This window comes from Gemmatimonadota bacterium (assembly GCA_021295815.1).
Taxonomy (GTDB): domain Bacteria; phylum Gemmatimonadota; class Gemmatimonadetes; order Longimicrobiales; family Gaopeijiaceae; genus JAGWBQ01.
Genome location: JAGWBQ010000019.1, coordinates 1 through 1,070, shown reverse-complemented (window position 1 = coordinate 1,070; position 1,070 = coordinate 1). Strand labels below are relative to the sequence as shown.

1 protein-coding gene is annotated in these 1,070 nt (G+C 64.1%); it reads left to right on the top strand.

Annotated features, from left to right (window positions below; genetic code table 11):
• On the top strand, positions 1-1,070 hold a 1,070-nt coding region (locus tag J4G12_08515; protein ID MCE2455838.1), incomplete at both ends, for a hypothetical protein.

The following is a 1,070-nucleotide window of genomic DNA, read 5'->3' as shown; positions in this document are numbered from 1 at the left end:
ACCTTGGCAGCAGCCTGCGATCAGGGGACCTCAACTGCTGGCGGTGGCGACCTCGCCACCACCTTCGACACCGTAGGCGGCGTCGTCCACGTCACCAACACCGGCACGCCACCCGGATGGCAACTTACCCCGGTCGTCTCGATCGGACCCGACTCTCTGACCGAACAGATGACTCCCGACGAGTTCGGTCGGGTCAATGCCGTCGCTCTCGGCCCTGATGAGACCGTGTACGTTGCCGACGGCCTGAACTCCGAGATCCGCGTCTTCGGTTTCAACGGCGCGCACGTGCGGACGTTTGGCGGTCAAGGCGAAGGGCCTGGTGAGTTCAGGAGCATCTATTCCATCGCCTGGGTCGGGGACCGGCTCCTCACTTTCGATCCGCCTCAAGGGCGCATCGGCGAGTTTTCGGTTGGCGGCGACTGGCTCGGATCAAGAAGGACCACGGGAGGTCTGACCGGGTCGAATGCGGTCATTCGCTTCTACCCCGTCGGCGAGAATGAGGTCTTCCGCTTTTCATTCGATCCTGATGCTGGCGCTCAGTGGGTGGGCCTCGATGGCAGCGGAGCCACAGGCGATACCGTGCCCTTCCTGCCTGTTCCAGCCGACCTTCCTGGGCAGGTCGAGCCGGTTTTCTGCACCTGGGAAGGAAGAGTTGGCGTCTACCCTAACACGACGGCGGCAAAACTCGTGCAGCACCCGGCTTCCGGGGGTGTCATGTATTCCGCTTGGGGCTATTTCTACCGGATCGCCGTCACGCAGGGCGAGAGCGATACCCTGCGGGTGATCGAGCGCACGCTGCCGCCCGAGCCGATCTCGGACGAGGAATGGGACGCGGGCAGTGCGGAGTTCGACGAGGCCATGGAGCGGTATCCGGGCGGTTCCTGCAACCCCCGGACCTACACCCGGCCGCCTCGCAAGTCCTTCATCAACGAGATCTTCGTTTCCCCCGATGGCAATCTGTGGGTCGAAGTGATCCGCACCGCAGGCAACCGCTGGGAGTTCTTCGATCCCGAGGGAAGGCTGCTCGGGAGCGTCCCCGCCGTTCCCTACAAGGAGCGCACCGTCCCCGT